This is a genomic window from Streptomyces sp. NPDC091972, from assembly GCF_044756385.1.
In the GTDB taxonomy this organism is placed as follows: Bacteria; Actinomycetota; Actinomycetes; order Streptomycetales; family Streptomycetaceae; genus Streptomyces.
Map to the genome: position 1 here is coordinate 237078 of NZ_JBIVSV010000002.1, position 26045 is coordinate 263122.

26 protein-coding genes and 1 pseudogene are annotated in these 26045 nt (G+C 71.6%); 7 read left to right on the forward strand and 20 right to left on the reverse strand.

Annotated elements, in window-relative coordinates; genetic code table 11:
• The first annotated feature begins 26 nt into the window (after positions 1 to 26).
• Together ACIQJT_RS06365 and ACIQJT_RS06370 are read left to right on the forward strand one after the other, a co-directional pair.
• Positions 27 to 1346, forward strand: coding sequence for an ammonium transporter (locus ACIQJT_RS06365; protein ID WP_402640371.1), 1320 nt, complete (start codon positions 27 to 29; stop codon positions 1344 to 1346).
• Positions 1343 to 1681 carry a P-II family nitrogen regulator gene (locus ACIQJT_RS06370; protein ID WP_402640373.1) on the forward strand — a complete coding sequence of 113 codons (339 nt, stop codon included), beginning with the start codon at positions 1343 to 1345 and terminating at the stop codon, positions 1679 to 1681. Before ACIQJT_RS06365 ends, ACIQJT_RS06370 begins: the two co-directional genes overlap by 4 nt.
• A gap of 186 nt (positions 1682 to 1867) precedes the next feature.
• On the opposite strand, the gene ACIQJT_RS06375 is transcribed toward ACIQJT_RS06370, so the two are convergent.
• Positions 1868 to 2221 (reverse strand): cytidine deaminase, encoded by a 354-nt coding sequence (locus ACIQJT_RS06375; RefSeq protein ID WP_402640376.1) that lies wholly within the window; start codon positions 2219 to 2221, stop codon positions 1868 to 1870.
• A 95-nt stretch (positions 2222 to 2316) separates the two neighbouring features.
• Here ACIQJT_RS06375 and ACIQJT_RS06380 point away from each other — a divergent pair.
• Positions 2317 to 3033 (forward strand): annotated as a pseudogene (locus ACIQJT_RS06380) (MFS transporter); the annotation flags it as partial.
• A 98-nt stretch (positions 3034 to 3131) separates the two neighbouring features.
• Here the strand turns inward: ACIQJT_RS06380 and ACIQJT_RS06385 are convergent.
• Positions 3132 to 3398 (reverse strand): DUF397 domain-containing protein, encoded by a 267-nt coding sequence (locus ACIQJT_RS06385; RefSeq protein WP_402640379.1) that lies wholly within the window; start codon positions 3396 to 3398, stop codon positions 3132 to 3134.
• A 49-nt stretch (positions 3399 to 3447) separates the two neighbouring features.
• Complete coding sequence (locus ACIQJT_RS06390; protein ID WP_402640381.1) at positions 3448 to 4359, reverse strand: helix-turn-helix domain-containing protein; 912 nt, start codon at positions 4357 to 4359, stop codon at positions 3448 to 3450.
• Between the two features lie 432 nt (positions 4360 to 4791).
• Here ACIQJT_RS06390 and ACIQJT_RS06395 point away from each other — a divergent pair, with 432 nt between their 5' ends.
• Positions 4792 to 4914, forward strand: a complete 123-nt coding sequence (locus ACIQJT_RS06395; protein ID WP_365450477.1) for a hypothetical protein — start codon at positions 4792 to 4794, stop codon at positions 4912 to 4914.
• A 185-nt stretch (positions 4915 to 5099) separates the two neighbouring features.
• Here ACIQJT_RS06395 and ACIQJT_RS06400 read toward each other — a convergent pair whose 3' ends face one another.
• Genes ACIQJT_RS06400 through ACIQJT_RS06415 form a run of 4 tightly spaced genes read right to left on the reverse strand, consistent with a single transcriptional unit; the run spans position 5100 to position 8329 of the window.
• Positions 5100 to 5459, reverse strand: a complete 360-nt coding sequence (locus ACIQJT_RS06400; protein ID WP_365450475.1) for an MmcQ/YjbR family DNA-binding protein — start codon at positions 5457 to 5459, stop codon at positions 5100 to 5102.
• Positions 5456 to 6763, reverse strand: a complete 1308-nt coding sequence (locus ACIQJT_RS06405; RefSeq protein WP_365450473.1) for a hemolysin family protein — start codon at positions 6761 to 6763, stop codon at positions 5456 to 5458. The genes ACIQJT_RS06400 and ACIQJT_RS06405 overlap by 4 nt, the downstream gene beginning before the upstream one ends.
• A complete protein-coding gene (gene ybeY / locus ACIQJT_RS06410) occupies positions 6760 to 7257 on the reverse strand; it encodes an rRNA maturation RNase YbeY (protein ID WP_053849756.1) in 498 nt (165 codons plus the stop codon). The genes ACIQJT_RS06405 and ybeY overlap by 4 nt, the downstream gene beginning before the upstream one ends.
• Positions 7258 to 7270: 13 nt before the next feature.
• Positions 7271 to 8329 carry a PhoH family protein gene (locus tag ACIQJT_RS06415; protein ID WP_078959977.1) on the reverse strand — a complete coding sequence of 353 codons (1059 nt, stop codon included), beginning with the start codon at positions 8327 to 8329 and terminating at the stop codon, positions 7271 to 7273.
• A 252-nt stretch (positions 8330 to 8581) separates the two neighbouring features.
• Between ACIQJT_RS06415 and ACIQJT_RS06420 the strand changes: the two genes are divergently transcribed.
• Positions 8582 to 9298, forward strand: a complete 717-nt coding sequence (locus ACIQJT_RS06420) for an FAD binding domain-containing protein (RefSeq protein WP_402640386.1) — start codon at positions 8582 to 8584, stop codon at positions 9296 to 9298.
• Positions 9299 to 9300: 2 nt separating this feature from the next.
• On the opposite strand, the gene ACIQJT_RS06425 is transcribed toward ACIQJT_RS06420, so the two are convergent.
• The 3 genes from ACIQJT_RS06425 to ACIQJT_RS06435 all read right to left on the reverse strand — a co-directional run bounded on the left by ACIQJT_RS06425 (position 9301) and on the right by ACIQJT_RS06435 (position 12807).
• Entirely contained in the window at positions 9301 to 10434 is a 1134-nt protein-coding gene (locus tag ACIQJT_RS06425; protein WP_402640389.1) for a carbohydrate kinase family protein, read from the reverse strand.
• Positions 10435 to 10567: 133 nt separating this feature from the next.
• The gene (locus ACIQJT_RS06430) at positions 10568 to 11857 is read right to left on the reverse strand and encodes a glucarate dehydratase family protein (protein WP_402640392.1); all 1290 of its coding nucleotides are present in this window, start codon (positions 11855 to 11857) and stop codon (positions 10568 to 10570) included.
• Positions 11854 to 12807, reverse strand: a complete 954-nt coding sequence (locus tag ACIQJT_RS06435; RefSeq protein ID WP_402640394.1) for a 5-dehydro-4-deoxyglucarate dehydratase — start codon at positions 12805 to 12807, stop codon at positions 11854 to 11856. The genes ACIQJT_RS06430 and ACIQJT_RS06435 overlap by 4 nt, the downstream gene beginning before the upstream one ends.
• Before the next feature lie 105 nt (positions 12808 to 12912).
• Here ACIQJT_RS06435 and ACIQJT_RS06440 point away from each other — a divergent pair, with 105 nt between their 5' ends.
• Positions 12913 to 13716 carry an IclR family transcriptional regulator gene (locus tag ACIQJT_RS06440; RefSeq protein ID WP_402640397.1) on the forward strand — a complete coding sequence of 268 codons (804 nt, stop codon included), beginning with the start codon at positions 12913 to 12915 and terminating at the stop codon, positions 13714 to 13716.
• A gap of 178 nt (positions 13717 to 13894) precedes the next feature.
• Positions 13895 to 15082, forward strand: a complete 1188-nt coding sequence (locus ACIQJT_RS06445) for an MFS transporter (protein ID WP_365450462.1) — start codon at positions 13895 to 13897, stop codon at positions 15080 to 15082.
• A 71-nt stretch (positions 15083 to 15153) separates the two neighbouring features.
• Here the strand turns inward: ACIQJT_RS06445 and ACIQJT_RS06450 are convergent, their stop codons facing one another.
• From ACIQJT_RS06450 to hrcA, 10 genes are all read right to left on the reverse strand, one after another.
• Positions 15154 to 16143 (reverse strand): adenosine deaminase, encoded by a 990-nt coding sequence (locus ACIQJT_RS06450; protein WP_402640399.1) that lies wholly within the window; start codon positions 16141 to 16143, stop codon positions 15154 to 15156.
• Positions 16144 to 16163: 20 nt separating this feature from the next.
• The gene (locus ACIQJT_RS06455; RefSeq protein WP_402640402.1) at positions 16164 to 17069 is read right to left on the reverse strand and encodes a ribonuclease Z; all 906 of its coding nucleotides are present in this window, start codon (positions 17067 to 17069) and stop codon (positions 16164 to 16166) included.
• Positions 17070 to 17075: 6 nt separating this feature from the next.
• Positions 17076 to 17429, reverse strand: coding sequence for a histidine triad nucleotide-binding protein (locus ACIQJT_RS06460; protein WP_365450454.1), 354 nt, complete (start codon positions 17427 to 17429; stop codon positions 17076 to 17078).
• An 87-nt stretch (positions 17430 to 17516) separates the two neighbouring features.
• Positions 17517 to 20717, reverse strand: a complete 3201-nt coding sequence (locus ACIQJT_RS06465; protein WP_402640404.1) for a S41 family peptidase — start codon at positions 20715 to 20717, stop codon at positions 17517 to 17519.
• A gap of 45 nt (positions 20718 to 20762) precedes the next feature.
• Positions 20763 to 21296, reverse strand: a complete 534-nt coding sequence (locus ACIQJT_RS06470) for a hypothetical protein (RefSeq protein ID WP_402640406.1) — start codon at positions 21294 to 21296, stop codon at positions 20763 to 20765.
• A 142-nt stretch (positions 21297 to 21438) separates the two neighbouring features.
• A complete protein-coding gene (locus tag ACIQJT_RS06475; RefSeq protein WP_402640409.1) occupies positions 21439 to 21831 on the reverse strand; it encodes a VOC family protein in 393 nt (130 codons plus the stop codon).
• A gap of 17 nt (positions 21832 to 21848) precedes the next feature.
• Positions 21849 to 22598: a 16S rRNA (uracil(1498)-N(3))-methyltransferase gene (locus ACIQJT_RS06480; RefSeq protein WP_402640412.1), complete on the reverse strand. Its 750-nt coding sequence runs from the start codon at positions 22596 to 22598 to the stop codon at positions 21849 to 21851.
• The gene (locus ACIQJT_RS06485) at positions 22595 to 23671 is read right to left on the reverse strand and encodes a nitronate monooxygenase (protein WP_365450442.1); all 1077 of its coding nucleotides are present in this window, start codon (positions 23669 to 23671) and stop codon (positions 22595 to 22597) included. The genes ACIQJT_RS06480 and ACIQJT_RS06485 overlap by 4 nt, the downstream gene beginning before the upstream one ends.
• A 75-nt stretch (positions 23672 to 23746) precedes the next feature.
• Positions 23747 to 24886 carry a molecular chaperone DnaJ gene (gene dnaJ, locus ACIQJT_RS06490; protein ID WP_365450440.1) on the reverse strand — a complete coding sequence of 380 codons (1140 nt, stop codon included), beginning with the start codon at positions 24884 to 24886 and terminating at the stop codon, positions 23747 to 23749.
• Entirely contained in the window at positions 24887 to 25903 is a 1017-nt protein-coding gene (gene hrcA / locus ACIQJT_RS06495; RefSeq protein ID WP_365450438.1) for a heat-inducible transcriptional repressor HrcA, read from the reverse strand. It abuts the gene before it with no gap.
• Positions 25904 to 26045: the final 142 nt, after the last annotated feature.

A 26045-nucleotide genomic window follows, 5' to 3' on the forward strand; every position in this document is an offset into this window, starting at 1 on the left:
GAGCCCCGACACCGTTGGAGACGACCGTGACCCTCGCCGCCGCGCACGCCGCAGAGATCGACACCGGTGACACCGCCTGGCTGCTCGCCGCCACCGCCCTCGTCCTGCTGATGACCCCGGGGCTCGCCCTCTTCTACGGCGGCATGGTCCGCACGAAGAGCGTCCTCAACATGCTGATGATGAGCTTCGTGTCGATCGCCCTGGTGACGGTGGTGTGGCTGGCGGCCGGCTACTCCCTGGCCTTCGGCGACGACATCGGCGGCGGACTGATCGGCGGCCTCGACCACGCCGGCATGGCCGGCCTGCGCCCCGACAGCGTCCAGGGCACCGTCCCCACCCTCCTGTTCGCCACCTTCCAGCTCACCTTCGCGATCATCACGGCGGCGCTGATCAGCGGCGCGATCGCGGACCGGGCGAAGTTCGCGGCCTGGCTGGTGTTCGTGCCGGTCTGGGCAATGCTCGTATACGTTCCCGTCGCCCACTGGGTGTGGGGCCCGGGCGGCTGGGTCCTGGACAGGCTCGGCGCGCTCGACTTCGCGGGCGGCCTGCCGGTCGAGATCACCTCCGGCGCCTCCGGTCTCGCGCTCGCCCTGGTCCTCGGGCCGCGTCTGGGCTTCAAGAAGGACGCCATGCGCCCGCACAACCTGCCGATGGTCGTCCTGGGCGCGGGCCTGCTCTGGTTCGGCTGGTTCGGCTTCAACGCGGGCTCGGCCCTCGGCGCCAACGGCCTCGCGGCGGCCGCGTTCCTCAACACCCTGGCCGCGGGCTGCACCGGTCTGCTCGGCTGGCTCTTCGTCGAGCAGAAGCGCGACGGCCACCCGACCACTCTCGGCGCCGCGTCCGGCGCGGTCGCGGGCCTGGTCGCGATCACCCCGTCCTGCGGCTCGGTCTCCCTCCTCGGCGCGCTCGTCGTCGGTCTCGCCGCCGGTGTCGTCTGCTCCTACGCGGTGGGCTGGAAGTTCAAGCTGAACTACGACGACTCGCTCGACGTCGTCGGGGTGCACCTGGTCGGCGGGATCATCGGCACCCTGCTGATCGGCGTCTTCGCGGAGAAGGCGATGACCGGGGGCGCCGAGGGTCTGCTGTACGGCGGCGGACTCGCCCAGCTCGGCAAGCAGTCGGTGGCGGTGGTCGCCGTGGGGGCGTACGCCTTCGCCGTGACGTACGGCATCGGGAAGCTGATCGACAAGGTGATGGGCTTCCGGGCCGACGAGGAGCACGAGCACACCGGCCTGGACCTTACGGTGCACGCCGAGACGGCATACGATCACGGCGTCCTGGGCCACGGTGCCCCGGTCAGCGCGTCCGCCGTCCCCTCCGCCCAGAAGGTCAAGACCCAGGCATGAAGCTCATCACCGCGATCGTCAAGCCGTACCGCCTCGACGAGGTCAAGACCGCGCTCCAGGAGATCGGCGTGCACGGCCTGACCGTGACCGAGGCCAGCGGCTACGGCCGGCAGCGCGGCCACACCGAGGTGTACCGGGGCGCCGAGTACCAGGTCGACCTGGTGCCCAAGGTCCGCATCGAGGTCGTCGTCGACGACGCCGACACGGACACGGTCATCGACGCGATCGTCAAGGCCGCCCACACCGGCAAGATCGGCGACGGCAAGGTCTGGGCCATGCCGGTGGAGACGGTCGTACGGGTACGGACGGGTGAGCGCGGGCCGGACGCGCTCTGAGGCGGGCGGCGCGAGGGCCTTGGGAATGGACGGGGGGTGCGTCCCGGCGGACGGCCGGCCCGCACGGGGCGTGGTGCGGGACGCCGCGCGCCGGAATCTGACGGTCCGTCGGAACTTCCGGTTCCATTGATGCGTGAGGGACGAGGAACGGCAAGCCGGAATTCCGGCCAAGCGTTACCTGGGGTATCAGCCGGCGGTCACGGTGCTGCGCACACTGCCGTCGACCCCCGCCACCAGCACCGGCGTCTGCGGCCCACCGAGGTCCCGCACGGCCGCCCGGTCCTCCTCGGAGGCCGATTCCGCCTCCGTCACCACGGCCGCCGCCTCCAGGGACCTCGCCCCGGACGCCACCGCCATGGCCACCGCCGTCTGCAACGCGCTCAGCTTCAGGGACGCCAGCTCCACGGTCCCCGCCACATAGGTCCGCCCGGTCTCGTCCCGCACGGCCGCCCCCTCGGGCACCCCGTTACGGGCCCGCGCCGAACGGGCCAGCGTGACGATCTTGCGGTCCTCGGGGTCAAGCGCACTGTTGTCGGTCATGACAGGAGCATACGAACCGGGCCCCGCATCACCCCGCAACGGGGTACTTCGCCCCGCACCACCCCTCCGGCGACGCCGGCCACTCCAGCTCGGCCGCCTCCTTCCTCGCCGGACGCGCGCTCCGAGGGCTCGGCGCGGCGGCCATCGTGCCGACCGGCATGTCCCTGCTGACCACGACCTTTCCGGAGGGCCCGGCCCACGACCGCGCCCTGGACACCTCCGGCACCCTGCTCTCGCTCGGCTTCACAATCGGCATGGTGACCGGCGGCACCCTCACGGATGCTCTCGACCGGCGCTCCACGATTGGCCCAACTCTCCCTGTTCGCCCTGATCGTGTTGCCGCTCGCCCCGACCTGCTCCCGGAGTCCCGTACCCGGACCGCCCCCCCGCCTGGACATGCCCGGCGCGGTCACGGCTACCGGCGGACTGCTCGCCCTGACCTACGCCCTGCCGACGGCCGCCGACCACGGCTTCGGCCGGTCGCACGTCGTCATCACCCTCATCGCGGGCCTGCTGCTGCGCGCCACCTTCGTCAAGGTCGAGTCCCGCACCGCACAGCCCCTGGTGTCGCCGCCCATGCTGCTCCGGCGCACGGTGGCGTGGGCCGGCACCTACGCCCCCAGGGTCATCAGCCGCTACGACCCCCGCCGCAGCCTGGTCGGCTCGCTCGCCAGGGCACCCTGATCGCCGCCCTGCTGGGTCTGTGCACCGGGAACTGCTCCGTGCGGCTCGCCACAACCGCCGTCTCCCTGGCCGGCATGTGCCACCTGGACGCGATCATCTCGTACGGCATCACGGTCACCTCCGGCGTCCACGTGACCCTAGCCCTGCCGGCGGTGCTGGTGAGTCCGGGCCGGAGGATCCGCCGCGCCTGACCGACCGTTCACAGCGACAGGCCCGCCTCCTGGTCTCAGGGGCGGGCCTCAGGCTCATGCGGAGAAGGCACCATGCTGTGCAAGAAGTGCTGCCAGGCGGCGGGAGTGAAGGCGAGGACCGGGCCCCGTCGGGCATTGGAGTCACGTACGAGAACTGACTCACCGGTCCAGGCGACCTCGACGCATTCTTGACCGCCGGATCCGCTCGCCTTGCTCTTGCGCCACGACCATGAGCCACCCACGCTGTCCCTCCAACCTGGGTGTGGACACGCAGCACCTCTTCCAGAATAACGGCGGCACATACAAATAAGTATGAGACGTTTCCGCCAACATCCGTAGGAGAAAACGGAGTTACTGATTCTGTGTACTGTCGGCCTGATTCAGCAGCACCACCAAGTCGTCACTGCCCTCCTCCAGCCGCTCCGCCACCCGACGCAGCAGATCAGGCACACCGTCCTTGATGCACAGATCCTCCAAATCCCAGAACCGCTCCAGATAGCGCCCGGTCTCCTCGGGATCACTGCTGGTGTAGGAGTCGCCTCGGGGGTTCTCCACATACATGGAGTCCGGCATCTCGTCGGCCTCGAACTCGAAGTGCGTGAAGGGGCCTTGCATACCTGCATGCGCTCCGGCACTGAACGGCAGGATGAGGATGTTGATCCGCGGGCGCACGGCCAGCTCCGCCAGCCGCTCCAGTTGGGCGCGCATGACTCCACGGCCACCCACCTGCCGGCGGATCACCGACTCGTCGAGGATGAAGAAAAGCTGAGAGCCCTCGTCGGACATCAAGAGCTCCTGGCGCAGCAGCCTCGCCTCGACGTACCGGTCGAGGGTCTCCTCCGCCGCACTGCTGTCATAGGACCGCATGATGGCGCGGCCGTACTCCTCCGTCTGCAACAGGCCGGGAAGCTGGAGGGAGTTGAACTGCCGAATGATCGACGCCGACGACTCGAAAGCCAGGTACTGCAGGAACTCCTTGCCGAAGAGATCCCGGTACTCAGAGAACGGCATCTTCCGGCTGTTTCGGGCCAGGTCGAGAAGGGGCTCCACTCTGCGGGACTCGGTGATGCCGTAGGCGGCGAGCAACGGCCGGAGGTCGTTGACCGAGATCCCGACCTCGCCCGCCTCGATCCGGATCAGCTTGGACGAGCTCCACTCCATCTTCGCCGCCACCTGACGCTGAGTCAGGCCGGCCCTGGTCCGCGCCTTGCGGAGTTCCGTACGAAGTCGCAGCCGCTGGAGTGCCGCACTGGGCGCACTCATGATCACCCTACCCCCAAATGGACCATTCGGGTTGCAACATAGCAGATTAGATGGTTACTCATCGACACTTCTCCAACCGATGGCTCACTCGATGCGCCATGCTGATCATCCCAGGTGAAGGCTGATTCCGCAGCGCGAGATCTCTCGGGATGCTATATAGCTGATGGCTGAGTCCCGGATCGGACGCACCGTCATGCCGTCAAGCAGATTGGGACTGTTCACCCGGCTCTACGCGGGCTACGCTGGCTGCAAGGCGCACTGTCGGCCTGTCGGGCCGTCAACTCTTGTCTCCTGCCGGGAGGTTAACCACGCGAAGTGCATGTTGACGCAGGCTCGACCGCAATCCGGTGCCTCCCTCCCTGACACCAACGTCTGTGGATCGCCGCGGTATCCACAACGGGTGTGGAACCACTGAGAAGGAGGAACGGCCCCATGGCCACAGAGCCGGAGGGGCGCCGCAGCACATGGCATGAAAGGGTGGCGACAGCCATCCCGTGGATAACCCTCATCGTCCTGATCCACCAGATCGTCGAAGAGGTAATCCGCCACGTGTGACAGAACATGACCCCGGCTGACGAGAGCCGGGGTCACGAGAAGCGGTCGCCGTAAGAACGGGTTCCACTCCGAGTGCGCTTGGTCGGCCTACACGGAGTGGGGCCTGTCGAGGAACCGCCGAACTACCCATTCTGCCGCGATTCCGGGGCCTTGGCGAGCGCTGCAAGCCGCCATCCTGCGTCGGTTCACGCCCGGTCGAGCCGGAGCCGTTCCGCGCGGGGCAGACCGGCCACCACCAGGTCGTACGAGTCCTCGACGAGCTCCCGGACCATGCGGTCGGGGAGCTCGCCGTCGACGGTGACCGTGTTCCAGTGGCGCTTGTTCATGTGGTACCCGGGGACGATCAGCCCGGGATGGTCGGCGCGCAGCCGGACCGCGTCCTCGGGGTCGCACTTGAGGTTGACGGTCAGGGGCCGCGCGTCCAGGTTTGTCAGGGCGAAGAGCTTGCCCAGCACCTTGAAGACCGAGGTCTCGGGGTTGAAGGGGAAGTCCTCCACCACGGCGTTGAAGGAGAGACAGAGGGCGCGCAGCTCCTGGGGTGTCACTCGGACTCCTTCTCCTCCACGACGGGTTCGAGGGCGGCCACCGGCTCCACCAGAACCGTCACGATCTTGTTCCGGCGCCCGGCGGCGGCCTCCGCGGTCAGACGCAGCTCGCGCCCGTCCGGGAGCTCGACGACCGCCGACGCCCCGGCGATGGGCACCCGGCCCAGCGCCTTCGCCAGCAGCCCCCCGACGGTCTCCACGTCCTCGTCGTCGTACTCGTCGAGCCCGTACAGCTCGCCGAGGTCGGTGATGTCGAGGCGGGCGGTGACCCGGTGGCGGTCCTCGCCGAGGTCCTCCACCGGCGGCAGTTCGCGGTCGTACTCGTCGGTGATCTCGCCGACGATCTCCTCGAGGATGTCCTCGATGGTGACGATGCCCGCGGTGCCGCCGTACTCGTCGATGGCCACGGCGACGTGGTTGCGGTCCTGCTGCATCTCGCGCAGCAGGTCGCCGGCGTTCTTGGTGTCGGGCACGAAGACCGCGGGCCGCATGGCCGTGGACACCAGCTCGCTCTCGGCGTCCCGGCTGATGTGGGTCTTGCGGACCAGGTCCTTCAGGTACACGATCCCCACGATGTCGTCCTCGCTCTCCCCGGACACGGGGATGCGCGAGAAGCCGGAGCGCAGCGCGAGGGTCAGCGCCTGCCGGATCGTCTTGTAGCGCTCGATGACGACGAGGTCGGTGCGCGGCACCATGACCTCCCGCACCAGCGTGTCGCCCAGTTCGAAGACCGAGTGCACCATGCGGCGCTCCTCGTCCTCGATCAGGGACTCCTTCTCGGCGAGGTCGACCAGCGCGCGCAGCTCGGCCTCGGAGGCGAACGGGCCCCGGCGGAAGCCCTTGCCCGGGGTGAGGGCGTTGCCGATGAGGATCAGCAACGACGGGATCGGGCCCATGATCCGGGCCAGCGGGAGCAGGACGTACGCGGCCGCGGTCGCCGTGTTGAGCGGGTGCTGGCGCCCGATGGTGCGCGGGGACACCCCCACGGCCACGTACGACACCAGCACCATGACGCCGATCGCGACCAGCAGGGCACGGGTGGTGCCCGGGAACTCCTGGAGGCAGGCGTAGGTGACCAGGGCGGCGGCCGCCATCTCGCAGGCCACGCGCACCAGCAGCGCCACGTTGAGATAGCGGGTCGGGTCGGCGGCGATCTGCGCGAGCTTGGCGCTGCCCCGCCGGCCGTTCCGTACGGCTTCCTCGGCGCGGAAGCTGGAGACGCGCGCGAGGCCCGCCTCCGCGCAGGCGGCGAGCCAGGCGACGACGACCAGGGCGATCGCGCCGGAGACGAGGGGCAGGCTCATGAGACGGTCGGCGCGGGGGACGGACCGGTGAGCCCCTTCTCCTGCCGCCATCCGTCCACGATGGCCGCCTGGAGGCCGAACATCTCGGCCTTCTCGTCCGGCTCCTCGTGGTCGTAGCCGAGCAGGTGCAGCACGCCGTGGACGGTGAGGAGCTGGAGCTCCTCGTCCATGGAGTGCTGCGTCTCGGCCTCCTCACCCTGCTTCTTGGCGACCTCGGGACACAGCACGATGTCGCCGAGGAGGCCCTGCGGGGGCTCGTCGTCGTCCTTGCTGGGCGGCCTGAGCTCGTCCATCGGGAACGACATGACGTCGGTGGGCCCCGGCAGGTCCATCCACTGGATGTGCAACTGCTCCATGGCGTCGGCGTCCACGACGATCACCGAGAGCTCGGAGAGCGGGTGGATGCGCATCCGCGCGAGGGCGTAGCGGGCGATGTCGAGGATCGCCTGCTCGTCGACCTCGGTTCCGGACTCGTTGTTGACGTCGATCGACATGGTGCTGGCTTGTCTACTTCCGCTTGTTCCGGCCGCCCTTGTGGGTGCCGTTCTCCGTACCGTTCTCGGTGTCGTACTTCTCGTACGCGTCGACGATACGGCCGACCAGCTTGTGCCGTACGACGTCCTGGGACGACAGGCGGGAGAAGTGCACGTCCTCCACACCCTCCAGGATGTCCTGCACCTGCCGCAGCCCGGACTTGGTGCCGTTCGGCAGGTCGACCTGCGTCACGTCACCCGTGATCACGATCTTCGAGTCGAAGCCGAGCCGGGTGAGGAACATCTTCATCTGCTCGGGAGAGGTGTTCTGGGCCTCGTCGAGGATGATGAAGGCGTCATTGAGGGTGCGTCCACGCATGTACGCCAGCGGCGCGACCTCGATCGTCCCGGCCGCCATCAGCCTCGGGATCGAGTCCGGGTCCAGCATGTCGTGCAGGGCGTCGTACAGCGGGCGCAGGTACGGGTCGATCTTCTCGTAGAGCGTGCCCGGCAGGAAGCCGAGCCGCTCGCCCGCCTCCACCGCGGGGCGGGTCAGGATGATGCGGTTGACCTGCTTGGACTGGAGGGCCTGCACCGCCTTGGCCATGGCGAGGTAGGTCTTGCCGGTACCGGCGGGGCCGATGCCGAAGACGATCGTGTGCTTGTCGATCGCGTCGACGTACCGCTTCTGGTTGAGGGTCTTGGGGCGGATGGTGCGGCCGCGCGAGGACAGGATGTTCTGTGTGAGCACCTCGGCCGGGGTCTCCTGGCCGTCGCTCGTCCCGTTCTCGCTCGCGCGCAGCATGGCGATCGAGCGTTCCACTGCGTCCTCCGTCATCGGCTGTCCGGTGCGGAGCACCAGCATCATCTCGTCGAACAGGCGCTGGACGAGGGCGACGTCCGCCGCCGCGCCGGTCGCGCTGATCTCGTTGCCCCGGACATGGATGTCGGCCGCCGGGAAGGCCTTCTCGATCACGCGCAGGAGCGAGTCGCCGGACCCCAGGACCGAGACCATGGGGTGCTGGGCGGGGACGGTGAACTGTGCTCTCGCCTGCCCCTGCGCGGGGCTGTGACCTGTGGGTGTCTGAGTCATGGGCCGGCGCTCAACGCCTGCGGTTCCTCCTCGTCACGGCCGCACCTGTGGAGGCGGCCTCGCGGATTCAAGGGTACGACGGTGCACTGACAACGCCGTAGGGCTTTTCGGCGATCAGGGCGCCCTCGATGCAGCGGTGAGCCCTGCATGCTCCCCCGGTGCCCCGGGGAGAATGCGCTCGCTACCACGTGTGTTCGAAGACCTCGACGGCGGTGGTGGCCCCGGAGCCCGTACGGAGAAAGCAGGAAACCCGTGCTGTTGCGTCTGCCCACCTCCCTGCCCGAGGCACAGGAGTGCCTGTCCGACGGGGCGATACCCGTCGGTGGCGCCACACTCGTGTGGGCCGCGTGGCAACGCGACGGCTTCCCCGAGCAGGCCGTGTCGCTGCGCGAGGTGCCGGAGGCGAACGTCCTGGGCCCCGGGGAGGTCGGGGCGGCGGTCCTGCTGCACCGGATCGACGAACGGGTGCCGGAGGTGCTGCGCCGGGCCGCGGCGGGCATCGGCACCGGGGCCGTGCGCCGCACCGCCACGGTCGGCGGGAACGTCGTCGGCAGCACCCTGCGCTGTCTGCTGCCCGCGGCCCTCGTGCTCGGCGCCCGCGCCCGGGTGCTGGCGGCGGAGGGGCCGTTCGAGACCGACCTCGGCGAACTGGTCGCCAAGAAGCCGCTGCTGGTCAGCCTGCACTGGGACGACCCGCTGGTGAGCGGCTACCGCAAGGTGGCCGAGGCACCCGGCGGCCCGCCGCCCCTGGTCGTCGCCACGGCCGTGCACGGCGGCGAGCGCCCCGTGCTGCGTGTCGCCGTCCGTGACGGCTACGACTTCCTGACCGGGAGCGTGCCCTGCGACACGGGCGCGGACGGTGTGCTCGACGCCCTGCGCGGCACGGCGGTCGGGGCGCTGCCCGCGGAGGCCGGCGAGGTGGTCCGGGAGCAGGTGCTGGCGGTCCTGGAGCGGGCCGCGGACCGCTGAGGTCAGGTCGACCTGCCGAAGCCGATCGTCGGCACCGCCCGTCGCAGGGGCCAGCCTGGGGCCGTCTCCTCCGGGACCAGGTCCGCCAGGAAGGCGTACCGCCGCAGCGCGGTCGGGTCCTGCGAGGCGACCGAGTGGACCTTGCGCCACCAGGCGCCGATCTCGGACCAGCCCGGCGCGGAGAGGGAGCCGCCGAACTCCTGGACGGAGAGGGCGGCGGTCAGCCCGGCGAAGGCCAGCCGGTCGGCCAGCGGCCAGCCCGCGAGGGTGCCGGTGACGAAGCCGGCCACGAAGACGTCCCCGGCGCCGGTCGGGTCGAGCGCCTCGACCTCGATGGCGGGGACCTCGGCGGCCTCCCCGGTGCGCCGGTCCACGGCGTAGGCGCCTTCCGCGCCGAGGGTGACCACGGCGAGCGGCACGTGCTCGGTGAGGGCGTGGGCGGCCTCGCGGGGGCAGGAGGCGCCGGTGTAGCGCATCGCCTCCTCCGCGTTGGGCAGGAAGGCCTCGCAGTGTTCGAGGTCGGCGAGGCCCGCCAGGTCCCAGGCGCCGGTCTCGTCCCAGCCGACGTCGGCGAAGATGCGGGTGCCCTTGGCGGCCGCCTGGGCGATCCAGGGGGCGCGCTTGCCCGGCTCCAGGGAGGCCACGGCCGCACGCGCGCGTGGGGGACAGTCAGGGGCGGGCTCCTCGGGGGGCGGTTCGTGGCCGTGGGAGACCATGGTGCGCTCGCCCTCGTACGCCATCGACACGGTGACCGGGGAGTGCCAGCCGGGGACCCGGCGCGACGGGGAGAGGTCGATGCCCTCGCCCTGCTCCAGGGTGTCCCAGCAGTACTCGCCGTAGTGGTCGTCACCGAAGGCCGCGGCCAGCGAGGTGCGCAGTCCGAGCCGGGCCAGGGCGGTCGCCATGTTGGCCACCCCGCCGGGGCTCGACCCCATCCCGCGGGCCCAGGACTCGGTGCCGCGCACCGGGGCGGAGCCGAGCCCGGTGAAGACGATGTCGAGGAAGACGGTGCCGGTGAGGTAGACGTCCCAGGGCGGGTCGTCGGGTGCGCGCACGGCGGCCAGGGGGTCGACCCGGGCCTGGCACTGCCCCGCTGCCCCGATGTACGACGGTCCCTTTCCGTTGGACGCGATCACGGTGAGCTCCCTGCACGTGGTGCCGATCAGGCCAGTCTGCACCACGCCGCCGACATCGGGTCGGCGCTCGCCCGCGACCCGCCCGGCAGGTCGGGCCGTCGCAGTCCGGTCCCGCGGTCCGCGGGAACACCGCCTACCAGCGGGGCACGGCGGGCGTGACCCATCCCGGCTCGGCGACCCGCATCGCAGCGGCGTCGTCGCGGTCCCGGAGCGTCCCGTCGTCTTCCAGCCACCGCCGGTGCAGGAAGTCCACCTTGCCCCGGTCGAGTTCGACACCGAGTCCGGGTGCGTCGGAGACCCGCACGGCGCCGTCCTCGAAGACCAGCCGCTCGGTCAGCACGTCCTCCGACTGCCACGGGTAGTGCGAGTCGCAGGCGTGGTGGAGGTTCGGCACGGTGGCCGCCACGTGTGTCATCGCGGCCAGTGAGATCCCGAGGTGCGTGTTGGAGTGCATGGACACGCCCACCCCGAAGGTCGGGCAGATCGCGGCGAGTTGCTGGGTGTTGCGCAGTCCGCCCCAGTAGTGGTGGTCCGAGAGCACCACCTGCACGGCGTCCCGGGCGAACGCCTCCTTGATCTCCGCGAAGGTCGTCACGCACATGTTGGTGGCCAGCGGGACGCCGGTCCCGGCGGACACCTCCGCCATGGCCGCGGTCCCCAGCGCGGGATCCTCCAGGTACTCCAGGACGTCGCCGAGCTCCCGGGCCACCTTCAGCGAAGTGGCCACGCTCCAGGCGCCGTTGGGGTCGAGCCGCAGGGGGTGCCCGGGGAACGCCTCGGCGAGGGCGCGGACCGCGGCGATCTCCTGGTCCGGCGGGAAGACGCCGCCCTTGAGCTTGAAGGAGGTGAAGCCGTGGCGCTCCGTGAACAGCCGGGCCTGCGCCACCACGCCCGCGGGATCGAGGGCCGCCCCCCAGTCGTCCTTCTCGCAGGCGACGCCCTCGGGGTGGGCGGCCCACTTGTAGAAGAGGTACGCGCTGTAGTCGACCGCGTCCCGGACCTTGCCCCCGAGCAGGGCGTGCACCGGCAGCCCGAGTGCCTTGCCCAGCGCGTCGAGGCAGGCCACCTCGAACCCGGAGACGACGGACAGCCGCAGCTTGTCGGCGGTCTGCACGCCCCGCAGCCCGCCGACGTCGACCTGCCCGGAGACCCGGGAGGAGTCGACGGCGACCTGATCGGCGACGGTGAACAGCCCGTTGAGATCCGAGGCCTGCCGTCCGACCAGTCGCGCGGCGAACGGCCGGGCCAGTTCCAGGTACTTGGTGTCCCCGTAGGTCTCGCCGACCCCGACGACCCCGTCCGCGGTCTCGACCTCGACGATCAGCCGGGGTGTGTACGGCTGGTGCACGCCCTGGGTGTTGAGCAGCGGCGGGTCGGCGACCAGGATCGGGGTGAGCCGGACGTCGGTGATCGTGAGGTTCACAGGGTGGCTCCTACGAGGTCGAGGCCGGTGGTCAGCAGCAGCCGGAGGTCCGCCAGGTCGGCGTCCGACGGTTCGGTGAGCGGCGCGCGGACGGGCCCGACCGGGCGTCCTCGCAGCCGTGCCGCCGCCTTCACCAGGGACACGGCGTACCCGGGCACGCGGTCGCGGAGCTCGACGAGCGGGACGTAGAAGTCGCGCAGCAGCTTCTCCACGGTGCCGTCGCCCTCGGGGCCTTCCCGCAGGGCGTCGAAGAAGGCGTCGGCGATCTCGGGGGCGAAGGCGTGGACGGCGGAGGAGTAGGCGGGGACGCCGACGGCGGCGTAGGCGCGGGCCTGGATCTCGGCGGTGGAGGCGCCGTTGAAGAACAGGAAGTCCTCGGGTGCGGCGAGGGTCAGGCGCTGGAGCCGGTCGAGGTCGCTGTGCCCGTCCTTGAGCCCGATGACCCCGGGGATGCCGGTGATCCGCCGGAACGCGTCGAGGCCGAAGGCGACCTGGCCGCGCTGGTAGGCGATGAGGGGGAGCCGGGTGCGGGCCGCGATCTGTCCGAGCTGCGCGACCAGGCCGTCCTGCGGGGCGGCGACCAGGTAGTGCGGCAGGACCAGCAGCGCGTCCGCCCCCGCCTCCTCGGCGATCCGGGCGAAGCGGGCGGCCTGCGCCCAGCCGTAGCCGGTGCCGGCGACGACGGGCACGCGGCCGCCTGCCTCCTCGACCGCGATGGTGACGACCTGCCGGTACTCGTCCTCGTCCAGCGAGAAGAACTCGCCGGTCCCGCAGGCCGGGAAGAGCGCGCCCGGTTGCCGCCCGAGCTGTGCGGCCACGTGCGCGCGGAAGCCGTCCGGGTCGAGGGTGCCGTCGTCGTGGAAGCTCGTGAGCGGGAACGACAGCACGCCGCGTGCCATGCCGTCCCGCAGTCGTCGGGCCGTGTCCGGGTCGGGGCTCACCCTCGTCATCTCCCTATGTAGACGTTATCTACGTATGCAGATGGAGATTAGGTAGGCGAATCCCGTCCGTCAATGGGACGGTCCCGGGTTCGCCGGGCCGATTACGATCGGTGCATGTCAGAGACAGGGGCCGGACGCCCCGGGACCGGCGGTGTCCGCGAGGTCAAGTCGGCGGCCCGCACGGTCGAGCTCCTCGAACTGCTGGCCGCGCGCGGCGACCGCCCGGCGCGGCTCCAGGAGCTCGCGGACGCCCTGGGCGTGCCGCGCAGTTCGATGTACGCGCTGCTCCAGACCCTGATCTCGCGCGGCTGGGTGCGCACCGACGTCACCGGCTCGCTCTACGGCATCGGCATCCACGCCCTGCTCACCGGCACCAGCTATCTGGACTCCGACCCGCGCGTCCGGGCCGTCCGGCCGTATCTCGACGAGGCGTCCCAGGCGCTGGGCGAGACCATCCACATGGGGCGGCTCGACGGCCGGGACGTGGCCTACCTGGCGACGCGTGAGTCGCACGAGTACCTGCGGACCATCAGCCGGGTGGGCCGCCGGCTGCCCGCGCACGTCGGCGCGCTGGGCAAGGCACTGCTGGCCGAACGGCCGGACGACCGGCTCCCCGAGGGGCCGTACGAGGCGCTCACCCCGAACTCCCACACCACGCGCGACTCGCTGGTGGCCGATCTCGCCGAGGTCCGTGCCCGCGGTTACGCGATCGACCGCGAGGAGGGCGTCCTCGGGATCGTCGGCTTCGGCTTCGCCCTGCACTACGACTCGCCCGCCCAGGACGCCGTCAGCTGCTCGGTCCCGGTCGCCCGGCTGACGCCGGATCACGAACAGCGGATCGTCGCGGTGATGCGCGAGATCAGGAGCAAGATCGAGGCGACGGCACCGGGTGCGGGCGGCGCCCCCAGTTGGCGTTAGAGGGCGACGCTTCTACCCGGGTTGGCACATCCCAAACAGAACGTGATCCACATCACGCATCCCGCTCTTCTTCCGCAACCGCGTGCTTGATACAAATTCCTCGCGCGTTCCTGTCCGTCGACGGCTTGCGCCCAACCCCCTTTTCGAGCCGCTTCTTCCGCATGCCCTGGGAACGCCCGTGTCCGCCCCTCGCACCACCCTGCCCTGGCCCCTGATCGCCCTTTTCACGGCCGGGTACCTCGCCCCCTACCTCCTGCCGACCACCGTCGGCCGCCTCGACTCGGGGCTCGCTCTCACCGCCACCGAGGCCGGCGCCGTCGGCAGCGCGCTGCTGCTGAGTTCGGCCGCGGCGGGCTTCCTGCTCGCCTCCCGCGTCGACCGTGCCGGCCCCCGCGTCCTGGCCCGCGTGGGCCTCGCTCTCGCCGTCCTCGGCTACGGCGGCGCCGCCCTCGCCCACCCCGTCCCGGCGGTCGTCGCGGGCGCCCTGATCGGCGGCTTCGGCTCCGGTACGGCGACGGCGGTGGCCGCCACCGGCATCGCCGCCCAGCCCGACCCGCACCGCGTCACCACGGTCGGCCTGCTCGGCGTGTCCGCACTCGCCGGCGCGGTCTACCTGACCGTCCCCCACCTGGGCCCCGGCCACGGCCAGCCGCTCGCCGCGATCGCCCTGACCGCACTGGCCGTCTGGCCCCTGACGAGCCGCCTCCCGCTGCGCACCGCCCCCGCACCGGAGCGGGAGACCCGCGCCCCGCTGCCCCACCCGCGGGCCGGCCTGCTCCTCGCCGCGACCCTCCCCTGCTGGTCCCTCGCCCAGAACGCCCTCTGGGGCGTCAGCGGCCGCATCGGCCTCAGCCAGGCCCACCTCTCCGAGGCGACGGTCGGCGCGGTCTTCGCGATCGCGCTGGGCGCGGGCCTGCTGGGCGTCGTCGGCGCGGGCGCCCTCGGCCCCCGGCTGGGCCGCGCGCTCCCCATCGGCGGCGGCACGGTCCTCATCGCCGCGTGCATCACGCTGAGCGCCTCCGCGACCGACCTGACGTCCTTCGCGACCGGCGAGATCGCGTGGAACACGCTCTACCCGATCGTCCTGTCGTACGTCATCGGCCTGGCCGCCTCCCTGGACCCCCGCGGCCGCTGGGCGGTCCTGGTGGGCTCGGCCTCCTCCCTGGGCACGGCAGCGGGCCCCCTCACCGGCAGCCTCCTCGCCTCCCAGGCGGGCTTCCCGGCGATGGGCACGGTCCTGGCAGCGGGTCTGCTGCTGATCGCCGTACCGATGACAGCGGTCGCACTGGGCGCGGGCAGGCGTCAACTGCCGGTGGTGGAGATCCCGGTGGAGACCCAGGCCTACGACAAGGCGACGGCTGCGTGAGGGCTGTTGGCCTTTAGGGGCGCGGGGAACTGCGCGACCGGCCACGAAGCACCCGCACCCGACCACGCACCTCAGAATTCGTACGCATCGACTTCCGCCAGATACCGGGCCCGCAACTCTTCATCGTGCTCCAGGAAGGACGCGAGGAAGGAGTTGCAGGCCAGCTCCCGCAACCGCTCCTCGCTCAGCCCCAGAGTCCTCTGAACGGCGTCGAAGTTGTCCCCCGCATACCCCCCGAAGTAAGCCGGGTCGTCGGAGTTCACCGTGCACATCAACCCGGCGTCCATCATCGCCGGCAACGGATGATCACCCAGCACGTCGACCGTCCGCAGCCGTACGTTGGACAAGGGGCACAAGGTCAGCGGCACGCGCTCCCGCACCAGCCGCTCCACCAGCTCCGGCGACTCCACGCACCGCAGCCCGTGGTCGATCCGCTCCACCCCCAGCACGTCCAGCGCCTCGGCGATGTACTCCGGCGGCCCCTCCTCGCCGGCGTGCGCCACCCGCCGCAGCCCCAGCGCGGCGGCGGTCTCGTACACCTCGCGGAACTTCACCGGCGGATGCCCCACCTCGGCGGAGTCGAGCCCTACCCCGACGATCCGGTCGAGGTACGGCCTCGCGGCCTCCAGCGTCTCCATCGCCGACTCCGCGGACTCGTCCCGCAGGAAGCACATGATCAACTGGGTGGAGACCCCGTGGTTCTCCGCACTGCGCCCCAGCGCCCGCCAGAGCCCCTCCACGACCGTCCCCATCCCCACGCCGCGCACGATGTGCGCCTGCGGGTCGAAGAAGATCTCCGCGTGCCGCACCCCCTGCGCGGCGGCCCGGGCGAGGTAGGCGTTCGCCAGGTCCTCGAAGTCCCGCTCGGTGCGCAGGACGGCCATGAGCTCGTAGTACAGGTTCAGGAAGGACTGGAGGTCCTCGAAGTCGTACGCCTTGCGCAGCTCGTCCGTGGCGGCGTACGGCAGCTCGACGCCGTTGCGGGCGGCCAGCTCGAAAGCCAGCTCCGGCTCCAGGGTGCCTTCGATGTGCAGGTGCAGTTCAGCTTTGGGGAGGGGCATCGAAGAATCGTACGACCGGTTTACCGCCGTTTCGGAACCGGGACCCGCAGCAGGTCGTGGGCCACGGTCAGCTCGCCCTCGTACCCGGCGGCCCGCGCCTGCCGTTCGAACTCCTCCGGGTCGGAGTAGCGCTGGCTGAAGTGGGTGAGCACGAGATGCCGTACGCCGGCGTCGCGGGCGACGGTCGCGGCCTGGCCGGCGGTCAGGTGGCCGTGCTCCACGGCGAGCCGCTCGTCCTCGTCGAGGAAGGTGGACTCGATGACGAGCAGGTCGCAGCCGTCGGCGAGGGCGTGGACGCCGTCGCACAGGCGGGTGTCCATGACGAACGCGAACCGCTGGCCCCGGCGGACCTCGCTGACCTCGTCGAGAACGACGCCGTTCAGGGAACCCTCCGCCTGGAGCCGTCCGACGTCGGGGCCCTTGATGCCGTGCGCGGCGAGCCGGTCCGGGAGCATGCGGCGGCCGTCGGGTTCGGTCAGGCGGTAGCCGAAGGACTCGACGGGGTGCGACAGCCTGCGCGCCTCCAGGGTGTAGCCGCCGGTCCGCGCGAGCACCCCGTCGGCCTCGACCGGCGCCTCGGTGAGCCGGACCGTCTCCCGGTACGCCGTCGCGTACCGCAGCCGGTCGAAGAAACGCTGCCCCGACTGCGGGTAGTGGGCGGTGACCTCGTGCGGGACCCGGTCGAGGTTGATGCGCTGGATCACGCCCGCGAGGCCGAGGGAGTGGTCGCCGTGGAAGTGGGTGACACAGATCCGGTTCAGGTCGTGGGCGGCGACCCCGGCACGCAGCATCTGGCGCTGGGTGCCCTCGCCGGGGTCGAAGAGGATGCCCTCGCCGTCCCAGCGCAGCAGGTAGCCGTTGTGGTTGCGGTGCCTTGTGGGGACCTGGCTTGCTGTGCCGAGGACGACCAACTCACGTACGGACACGGGAAGTCACCCGGGGGGCCACTGGAGGCCGCGGCCGCCGATCACATGGGCGTGGGCGTGCCAGACGGTCTGTCCGGCGCCGGAGCCCGTGTTGAAGACGGTCCGGTAGCTCTCCAGCTTCTCCTGCTCGGCGACGGCCTGGGTCGCCTGGAGGACGTCCGCGGCCAGCTGCGGTGCGGCGGCGGCGAGGGCGGCGGCGTTCTCGTGGTGCGCCTTGGGGATCACGAGGACGTGCGTGGGGGCCTGGGGGTTGATGTCCCGGAAGGCGAGGGTCGTCTCCGTCTCCCGGACGATCGTCGCCGGGATCCGGCCCGCCACGATCTTGCAGAACAGGCAGTCGTCCTGGGGTTCCCCTGGCATGGTCGTCCCTTCGCGTTGGGTTTCGGGGGCATCGTACCGTCGGCGGGTGCGGGTCGGTCGTGGCTGGTCGCGCGGTTCCCCGCGCCCCTAGGTGGGTATCCCCGGCGGTGTTTTCGCGGGGCTGTTCTCCAGCTCCTCCAGAGCGATCCGCACCGCCTCGTCCAACTGGACGTCCCGGCCCGCCGCGTAGTCCTGGGGCCGCTGGAGCACCTCCACGTCCGGGTCGACGCCGTGGTTCTCGACGCCCCACTCGTACCCCTCCAGCCAGAAGGCGTACTTCGGCTGGGTGATCAGCGTGCCGTCGACGAGCCGGTACCGGCTGTCGATCCCGATGACCCCGCCCCAGGTGCGGGTGCCGACGACCGGGCCGATGCCCAGCGCCTTGATCGCCGCGTTGACGATGTCGCCGTCCGAGCCGGAGAACTCGTTGGCCACGGCGACGACGGGACCGCGCGGCGCGTCCCTCGGGTAGCTGTAGGCGCGCATTCCGCGCGGCAGCGCCCAGCCGACGATCCGGCGGGCCAGCTTCTCCACGACGAGCTGGGAGGTGTGTCCGCCGCGGTTCTCGCGCACGTCGACCACCAGACCCTCGCGGGCCACCTCGACGCGCAGGTCGCGGTGGATCTGGGCCCAGCCCGGGGCCTGCATGTCCGGCACGTGCAGATACCCGAGGCGCCCGCCCGACTTCTCGTGGACGTAGGCGCGGCGGTCGGCGACCCAGGCGTGGTAGCGCAGCGGCTCCTCGTCGGAGACGGGCACGACCACGGCGTGGCGCAGCTCGCCGCCGCCGGACGGGGAGACGGTGAGCTCGATCGGCCGGCCGGCCGTGCCGACGAGGAGCGGGCCGGGGCCGGTGACCGGGTCGACCGGACGGCCGCCCACCGCCACGATCGCGTCCCCGGCGCGAACCGCCACCCCGGGGGCGGCGAGCGGGGAGCGGGCGGCGGGGTCGGAGGTCTCGGTCGGCAGGATGCGGTCGATGCGCCAGGTGCCGTCCTCGTGGCGGGAGATGTCGGCGCCGAGGAGTCCCTGACGGGGCCCGTGGCCGTGGCCGCCGCGAGGGGTGACATAGGCGTGGGAGGTGCCGAGTTCGCCGTGCACCTCCCACAGGAGGTCGACGAGGTCGTCGTGGGTGGCCAGCCGGTCCAGGACCGGGCGGTAGCGGTCGAGGACGCCCTGCCAGTCGACACCGCTCATGTCGGGCCGCCAGAAGTGGTCCCGCATGATGCGACCGGTCTCCTCGTACATCTGCCGCCACTCGGCCGACGGATCGACGGTCTGCCGGATGCGGCCGAGGTCGACGGAGATGTTCGTGTCGCTGTCGTCGTCGCTGGAGGCCCGGCGGTCGCTCGGTACGACCTTCAGGCGGCCGTCGGTCCACAGCAGGACCCGCTTGCCGTCCCCGCTGACGGCGAAGTGGTCGGCGTCGGCGGCGAGGTGTTCGAGGCGCTGCTGGGCGAGGTCGTAGCGCTGGAGGTCGGTCTTGGGGTCCGGGTCGTCCGGGGTGGCCCGGGAGGAGCCGAGGACGCCCTGGACGGGGTGGCGCAGCCACAGCACGCCGTCCTTGGCCGCGCGCAGGTTGGAGTAGCGGCCGGCCTCCACCGGGAAGGGCACGATCCGGTCGGCGAGGCCTTCGAGGTCGATCCGGGTGGCCGGGGTGCCCTCGCTGTCGGGGGTCTCGTCCTTGTCCGGGGCCTCGAAGGGCCGGCCGTGGCGCTGCGGTCCGAACGGGGACGGCGTGGTCGCGGCCAGGGTGATCAGGTGCGGGCGGTCGCCGACCACGAACGCGAGGTCGAAGACGTGCTCGTCGTAGACCGGGTCGAAGGAGCGGTTGGACAGGAACGCCAGGTGCTTGCCGTCGAGGGTGAAGGCGGGGGCGTAGTCCTGGAAGCGCAGCGGGGTCGCCTCGGTGACCGACAGGTCGGTGGTGTTGGCGAGGCGGAGCTGGCAGAGCGGGGCGGGGCCGGGGTGCGACCAGGCGAGCCAGGCCGAGTCGGGCGAGAAGGTCAGTCCCCGTACGTCGCCGTCCTCGCTGCGGTCCACCTCGCGGACCTCTCCGGTCTCCCGCTCGACGAGCAGGACGCGGCCGTCGTGCGCGGCGACCGCGGCCCGGCTGCCGTCGGGGGCCATCGCGAGCCCCAGGACCCGGCCGAGCTGTCCGGCGGCGAGGCGGCGCGGGGTGGCGCCGGGGGCGAGTCCGGTGGCCGGCGCGAACTCCAGGGCGTCCTCGCCCTCCGCGTCCGTCACCCACACCACCCACTCCTCGCCCTCCGCGCGGAAGGTGCGCGGCAGCCGTGCGCGCACACCGGGCTCGGCGGCGAGCGCGCGGGCCGGGCCCGAGCGGTGGGTGACCCAGTGGACCGCTCCGCGCACGGCGACCGCGCTGCCGCGCCCGGTGTGGTCGGGGGCGGCCGAGCCGAACCAGCGGGAGGCGTCCACCGGGAACGGCTGCCGGTCGGCGCGCTGTCCGCCGAGCCGTACCTCCAGGCGGCGCGGTTCGGCGCCGTCGAGGTCGTCGAGGATCCACAGCTCACCGGCCGAGGTGTAGACGACCCGGGTGCCGTCACCGGAGGCGTGCCGGGCGTAGTAGCCGTCGAGGGGGGTGTGCCGGCGCAGGTCGGAGCCGTCGGCGAGGGAGGAGTAGACGGCCCCGGTGCCCTCGTGGTCGGAGAGGAAGGCGATCCGGTCGCCCGCCCACACCGGGTACTCCAGATTCCCGTCCAGCTCCTCGTGCAGCCGTACGAACTCGCCGTCGCCGTCGCGGTCGATCCACAGCTTGCCCGCCGTGCCTCCCCGGTACCGCTTCCACCAGGCGGCCTCCCGGCCCATCGGCGCGGAGAGGAGCACGGTCGCCGGGCCGAGGGCGACATGGCCGACGGGGCCGTACGGCAGGGTGGTGCCGGGTCCGCCGTCGAGCGGGACGGTGTGCGCCCAGCTGCGGCGCAGGCTCGCCTGGCCGTGGGTGGTGATCGCGAGGATGTCGCCGTCCGGGGTCCAGCCGCGCACCTGGGTGCGTGCGCTGCCCCAGTGGGTCAGCCTTCTGGAGGGTCCGCCGTCGACCGGGGCGATGTGCACCTCGGGGGCGCCGTCGCGGGCGGAGGTCCAGGCGACGGTGGTGCCGTCGGGCGAGATCCGGGGGTGGGTGACCGGGACGTTGTCCGCGCTGACCCGCCAGGCACGTCCGCCGTCGAGCGGCGCGAGCCACACGTCGTCCTCGGCGGTGAAGGCCACCGACTCGCCCCGCAGGTGCGGAAACCGGAGATATGCAGACGTCGCAGGCTGTGTCACCCGATCACCCTATGCACGGCCGGGCCCCCTGCACAGACGTTTCGATCACTTGCCGTCGGGCCAGCACTGCGGGTCGTTCTGGCACCAGATCGTCCTGGTGACGGTCACGGTGACGGTCGGGCCGTTCCGCCCCGGGTTGTTGACCGGGGGCGTGGGCGTGGCATCGCAGTCGCCGAGCCCGTCGACGTGGAACCACTGCCTGCCGCCCACGGTGGCGGTGAGGTCCCCGCGCACACACGCGCCGCTGACGGTCCGGGTCACCTTGCCCTTGACGGTGATGTCCTTGCCGTCCCGCGTCTTGCCGTCGCAGTCGACGGTGGCCACGGTGTTCACGGTGGCGCTCGGCGTCCGGTCGCCGTCGCCGTACGTGGCCGTGCAGGTCAGCCAACTCACGTCGGCCTTCTGCCGGTTCAGCTCCTTGGTGACCAACTGGTCGGTGGTGTACGAGACGGTCGCGGAACTGACCGCGCCGGCCGGATCACAGGCGGCGATCCCGCCCACGGCCAGCACGACACCCCCGGCCGCACCCGCAACTCGCACCCCGCGCGGCCGACGCCCTTCCCGCCTCAACGCCACCATGAGAGGCAGCCTGCCACCGCGTGCCGTCCGGCGGTAGGGCGCATACGGTCATTGAGCGCGCCGGTCGTGGGTGACCCGGCGTCGACGTGACCGCGATCGCCGGACGGGCTGAATGACACGCAACCGGCGTCGCGAAGTACCGTCAGCCGCGCAGCAGCAGCCACTCCTGGAGCTCCACCAGGTTGCCCTCCGGGTCCTTGAGGTGGGCGACGCGCATGCGGTCCGTCATGGGGGCGGGGCCGTGCAGCAGGGTGGCGCCGCGGGCGGTGATCTGCTCGCAGTAGGTGTCCAGGGCGTCGACGCGCAGGACCACCAGGGAGCGGTGGCCGGTGGCCGTGTCGCCCAGTTCGCCCAGGACCCGCGCCATCATCGAGCGGTCCTGGAGCGCGATGCCCGCCGAACCGGTGGCGGGGCTGAACTTCTCGTACGGCCCCTCCGTCGCCCCCGACTGGGGCTTGAGGCCGAGGACATCGGCGTAGAAGCGGTAGCAGGCGGCGAAGTCGGTGACGAGCAGGCGCACTTGGGCGAGTTCCACGGGCGTCCTCCCAGGGGTCAGGACCAGCGGCCGGTGCGGCCGAGGAGCAGGGCGGCCGCCGCGGTCCCGGCGGTCGAGGTCCGCAGCACGGTCGGCCCGAGGACGTAGGGGCGGGCGCCCGCCTCCTCGAAGAGCGCCAACTCGTCCTTGGCGACGCCTCCTTCGGGTCCTACGACCAGCACGATCTCACCCCGGTCGGGGAGTTCGGCGGTGGCCAGCGGCGCGCTGCCGCGTTCGAAGTCGGAGTGGAGCACGGCGGCGAAGTCGGCTTTGGCGAGAAGTGCGGCAACCTGCTTGGTGCTCGCCGCGTCCGCGATCTCCGGGAAGCGGACCCGGCGGGACTGCTTGCCGGCCTCGCGGGCGGTGGCCCGCCACTTGCCGAGCGCCTTCAGACCCCGGTCGCCCTTCCACTGGGTGATGCAGCGGGCCGCCTGCCAGGGCACGACGGCGTCCACGCCGACCTCCGTCATGGTCTCGACGGCGAGTTCACCGCGGTCGCCCTTGGGGAGCGCCTGGACGACGGTGATCCGGGGCTGCGCCTGGGGTTCCTCGCTCACCGAGTCGAGCCGGACGACCAGCCGGTCCTTGCCCTCGGCGGCGAGCACCACGCAGTCGGCCCGGCGTCCGACGCCGTCGGTGAGGATGACGTCCTCGCCGGGCTGGAGCCGCTTCACGGAGACGGCGTGGCGGCCTTCGGGGCCGTCGAGGACGTACCGGCCGCCGTCGCCTGTGTCGAAGTGCTCGACCACGAACACCGGTGCGGTCATCGCAGGTCCCCCTTGCCCGACAACGCTGTCCTGGCGGCCTCGAGTTCGGCCGCGAGTATCTCCACGAGCTGCCCGGCGGGCAGTTCGCGTGCCAGCCGGTGCCCCTGGCCCGCCCACAGCGCCATGCCCTGGGCGTCACCGGCCTTGGCGGCGGCCTTGCGGAGCGGGGCGGTCAGGTGGTGCACCTCGGGGTAGGCGGCGGGGGCGTACGGCCCGTGCTCGCGCAGGAAGCGGTTGACCAGGCCGCGGGCCGGTCTGCCGGAGAAGGCGCGGGTCAACTCGGTGCGGACGTAGAGGGGGTTGGTCAGCGCCTGCTTGTGCACGTCGTGGGCGCCGGACTCGTGCGCGGCGAGGAAGGCCGTGCCGAGCTGGGCCGCGCTCGCGCCGGCGGCGAGGACGGCGGCGATCTGGCTGCCGCGCATGATGCCGCCGGCGGCGACGACCGGGATGCCGACCGTCTCGCGGATCTGGGTGACCAGGGAGAGGAGGCCGAGCCCTGAGCCGTCCTGCTCGGGGAGGTCGCGGTGGGTGCCCTGGTGTCCGCCGGCCTCGACGCCCTGCGCGATGACCGCGTCGGCGCCCGCGTACTGCACGGCGAGGGCCTCTTCGGGGGTGGTCGCGGTGACGAGGGTGAAGGTGCCGACGCGGCGCAGCGACTCCAGGGCGTCGCTGCTCGGGACACCGAAGTGGAAGGAGACCACCGGCACGGGGTTGTCGAGGAGTACGGCGAGCTTGGTGTCGTACCCGTCGTCCCGGCCGCTGTCGCGGTCGCCGAGCTCGGTGTCGTACCAGGTGGCCTCACCGGCCAGCTGGTGGGCGTAGACCTCGACGGCCGCCGGGTCGGCGTACTCGGGCTGCGGCATGAAGAGGTTCACGCCGAAGGGGCGTCCGGTCAGCCCGCGAAGCTGCTTGATCTCCTGGTACATCCCGTCGGCCGTCTTGTACCCGGCGGCGAGGAAGCCGAGCCCTCCCGCCTCGGACACGGCGGCGGCGAGCCGCGGCACGGAGACGCCGCCCGCCATGGGGGCCTGCACGATCGGAAGCGGGCAGAGATCGGTCAGTGCGGAGGACATGACGGCATGTTGTCACGTCCTCCGAACAAGTCCGAATCCGACCTTGGGACGGCTCAGCTACGCCCGCCCCACGGCTCAGGTACGCCCGTTGAAGGCGTCCTTCAGCCGCGAGAACAGCCCCTGCTGCCCCGGCTGGAACTGCCCCGTGGGGCGTTCCTCGCCGCGCAGCTTGGCCAGCTCGCGCAGGAGGCGTTCCTGCTCCGGGTCCAGCTTGGTCGGGGTCTGGACCTCGACGTGGACGATGAGGTCGCCCCGGCCGCCGCCGCGCAGGTGCGTGACGCCCCGGCCGTGCAGCGGGATCGACTGGCCGGACTGGGTGCCCGGGCGGATGTCGACCTCCTCCATGCCGTCGAGCGTCTCCAGCGGGACCTTGGTGCCGAGGGACGCCGCCGTCATCGGGAGCGTGACCGTGCAGTGCAGGTCGTCGCCACGCCGCTGGAACTGCGAGTGCGGGAGCTCGTGGATCTCGACGTAGAGGTCACCGGCGGGACCGCCGCCGGGGCCGACCTCGCCCTCGCCCGCGAGCTGGATCCGCGTGCCGTTGTCCACACCGGCCGGGATCTTCACGGTGAGCGTGCGGCGCGAGCGGACCCGGCCGTCGCCGGCGCACTCCGGGCACGGCGTCGGGACGACGGTGCCGAAGCCCTGGCACTGCGGGCAGGGGCGGGACGTCATGACCTGGCCCAGGAAGGACCGCGTCACCTGCGACACCTCACCGCGGCCGCGGCACATGTCACACGTCTGGGCGGAGGTCCCGGGCGCCGCGCCCTCACCGTTGCAGGTGGTGCAGACGATCGCCGTGTCGACCTGGATGTCCTTCGTGGTGCCGAAGGCCGCCTCGTCGAGTTCGATCTCCAGCCGGATCATCGCGTCTTGGCCGCGCCGGGTCCGCGAGCGCGGGCCCCGCTGCGAGGCCGTGCCGAAGAACGCGTCCATGATGTCCGAGAAGTTCCCGAACCCACCGGCGCCGAAGCCGCCCGCGCCACCGCCGCCCGCCTGCGAGAGCGGGTCGCCGCCGAGGTCGTAGACCTGCTTCTTCTGCGGGTCCGACAGCACCTCGTAGGCGGCGTTGATCTCCTTGAACCGCTCCTGGGTCTTGGGATCCGGGTTGACGTCCGGGTGCAGCTCGCGCGCGAGCCGGCGGAACGCCTTCTTGATCTCATCCTGCGACGCGTCGCGGCGCACGCCGAGAACGGCGTAGTAGTCCGTGGCCACTTACGACTCCGCCAGGATCTGTCCGACGTACCGTGCCACTGCGCGTACCGCTCCCATCGTTCCCGGGTAATCCATGCGGGTCGGTCCGACCACGCCGAGCTTGGCGACTGCCTCGCCGCCCGAACCGTAGCCGACCGACACCACCGAAGTGGAGTTGAGTCCCTCGTAGGCGTTCTCATGACCGATACGGACGGTCATGCCCGAATCCCCGGCCTCGCCAAGCAACTTGAGGAGCACGACCTGCTCCTCCAGCGCCTCCAGGACGGGCCGGATCGTGAGGGGAAAGTCATGTCCGAAGCGGGTGAGATTGGCGGTGCCGCCGATCATCAGCCGCTCCTCGTTCTCCTCGACGAGCGTCTCCAGGAGAGTGGAGAGCACTGTGGAGACCGTACCCCGGTCCTCGACGTCGAAGCCCTCGGGCAGGTCCTCGACCAGCTGGGGCACGTCGGTGAACCTGCGCCCCGCGACCCGGCTGTTGAGACGCGCCCGCAGATCGGCCAGCGAGGCCTCCCCGAAGGGGGCCGGGCAGTCGACCATGCGCTGCTCGACCCGGCCGGTGTCGGTGATCAGCACCAGCATCACGCGTGCGGGGGCGAGCGAGAGCAGCTCCACGTGCCGCACGGTCGAGCGGGTGAGGGAGGGGTACTGCACGACGGCGACCTGCCGGGTCAGCTGCGCGAGCAGCCGCACGGTCCGCGCCACCACGTCGTCGAGGTCCACGGCGCCGTCGAGGAAGTTCTGGATCGCGCGCCGCTCGGGCGCGGTCATCGGCTTGACGCCCGCCAGCTTGTCGACGAACAGCCGGTAGCCCTTGTCGGTCGGGATCCGCCCGGCACTGGTGTGCGGCTGGGCGATGAACCCTTCCTCCTCCAGGACCGCCATGTCGTTGCGCACGGTGGCCGGGGAGACTCCGAGGTTGTGCCGCTCGGTCAGGGCCTTCGACCCGACGGGCTCCTCGGTGCCGACGTAGTCCTGGACGATGGCGCGCAACACCTGAAGCCTGCGTTCACTCAGCATCGCGCGCACCTCCAGAGGTCGTTCCCTTGGCGTCTCGCCTGGCACTCTGTCCGTCCGAGTGCCAACGCTCCCGGGCCAGTGTACGGCGGTGGGGTACTCCCTGGGCAAGGCTGGTCCCGGCGTGACGGGTCGTACGGCTAGC

Coding starts and splice junctions, on each gene's coding strand:
- ACIQJT_RS06370 (WP_402640373.1), top strand. CDS start 1,343: ATGAAGCTCATCACCGCGATCGTCAAGCCGTACCGCCTCGACGAGGTC.
- ACIQJT_RS06375 (WP_402640376.1), bottom strand. CDS start 2,221: ATGACCGACAACAGTGCGCTTGACCCCGAGGACCGCAAGATCGTCACG.
- ACIQJT_RS06385 (WP_402640379.1), bottom strand. CDS start 3,398: ATGTGCCGCCGTTATTCTGGAAGAGGTGCTGCGTGTCCACACCCAGGT.
- ACIQJT_RS06390 (WP_402640381.1), bottom strand. CDS start 4,359: ATGAGTGCGCCCAGTGCGGCACTCCAGCGGCTGCGACTTCGTACGGAA.
- ACIQJT_RS06395 (WP_365450477.1), top strand. CDS start 4,792: ATGGCCACAGAGCCGGAGGGGCGCCGCAGCACATGGCATGAAAGGGTG.
- ACIQJT_RS06405 (WP_365450473.1), bottom strand. CDS start 6,763: ATGAGCCTGCCCCTCGTCTCCGGCGCGATCGCCCTGGTCGTCGTCGCC.
- ybeY (WP_053849756.1), bottom strand. CDS start 7,257: ATGTCGATCGACGTCAACAACGAGTCCGGAACCGAGGTCGACGAGCAG.
- ACIQJT_RS06415 (WP_078959977.1), bottom strand. CDS start 8,329: ATGACTCAGACACCCACAGGTCACAGCCCCGCGCAGGGGCAGGCGAGA.
- ACIQJT_RS06435 (WP_402640394.1), bottom strand. CDS start 12,807: ATGACGAGGGTGAGCCCCGACCCGGACACGGCCCGACGACTGCGGGAC.
- ACIQJT_RS06440 (WP_402640397.1), top strand. CDS start 12,913: ATGTCAGAGACAGGGGCCGGACGCCCCGGGACCGGCGGTGTCCGCGAG.
- ACIQJT_RS06450 (WP_402640399.1), bottom strand. CDS start 16,143: ATGCCCCTCCCCAAAGCTGAACTGCACCTGCACATCGAAGGCACCCTG.
- ACIQJT_RS06460 (WP_365450454.1), bottom strand. CDS start 17,429: ATGCCAGGGGAACCCCAGGACGACTGCCTGTTCTGCAAGATCGTGGCG.
- ACIQJT_RS06470 (WP_402640406.1), bottom strand. CDS start 21,296: ATGGTGGCGTTGAGGCGGGAAGGGCGTCGGCCGCGCGGGGTGCGAGTT.
- ACIQJT_RS06480 (WP_402640412.1), bottom strand. CDS start 22,598: ATGACCGCACCGGTGTTCGTGGTCGAGCACTTCGACACAGGCGACGGC.
- ACIQJT_RS06485 (WP_365450442.1), bottom strand. CDS start 23,671: ATGTCCTCCGCACTGACCGATCTCTGCCCGCTTCCGATCGTGCAGGCC.
- hrcA (WP_365450438.1), bottom strand. CDS start 25,903: ATGCTGAGTGAACGCAGGCTTCAGGTGTTGCGCGCCATCGTCCAGGAC.